Source organism: Psychrobacter sp. 1Y4, assembly GCF_051847555.1.
This window is the reverse complement of the sequence record NZ_JBPYDE010000787.1, coordinates 1-616: the sequence shown is the minus strand read 5'-3', so window position 1 is coordinate 616 and position 616 is coordinate 1. Positions and strand designations below refer to the sequence as shown.

Annotated in this window: 1 protein-coding gene; it reads right to left on the bottom strand. The window is 48.1% G+C overall.

The annotated features are described in order from the left end of the window. Positions 1-616: aldehyde dehydrogenase family protein (locus tag ACS8FC_RS18885; RefSeq protein WP_439297918.1), on the bottom strand; the 616-nt coding region annotated here is incomplete at both ends.

Here is a 616-nt window from a genome sequence, read left to right as displayed (position 1 = left end):
CCATATGTGGGAAGCTGACCAATGGACCCATGTTGATGTTCTCATCCAGCGGATCACCCAGCTTAATACGCTCAACACGCGTTAAGATGGCTTGCTCAAACTTTTCTTGCATTACTTTAGGGACAAACACTCGCGTGCCGTTGGTACATACCTGACCCGTACTATAAAAATTCGCCATCATCGCGATGTCAGCCGCGGTATCGATATCGGCATCATCAAATATGATCAATGGTGATTTGCCACCAAGCTCTAAGGTCACATCTTTTAAAGACGAGCTTGCCGCGCTCGACATGACTTTTTTACCCGTCGGTACGCCACCAGTGAATGATACTTTGGCGATATCTGGATGATTGGTCAGCGCTTGACCTACTTCGTAGTTGCCTTGCACGACATTGAACACACCATCTGGTAGTCCCGCTTCTGTCAAGATTTCTGCCAATTTCAAAGCAGTCAATGGCGTGACTTCTGATGGCTTAAAGATCATCGCATTACCAGCAGCTAGTGCAGGTGCTGCTTTCCACATGGCGATCTGAATAGGATAGTTCCATGCACCAATACCAGCGACTACGCCAAGTGGTTCGCGGCGAGTATAGACAAAGCTCGTATCACGCAATGG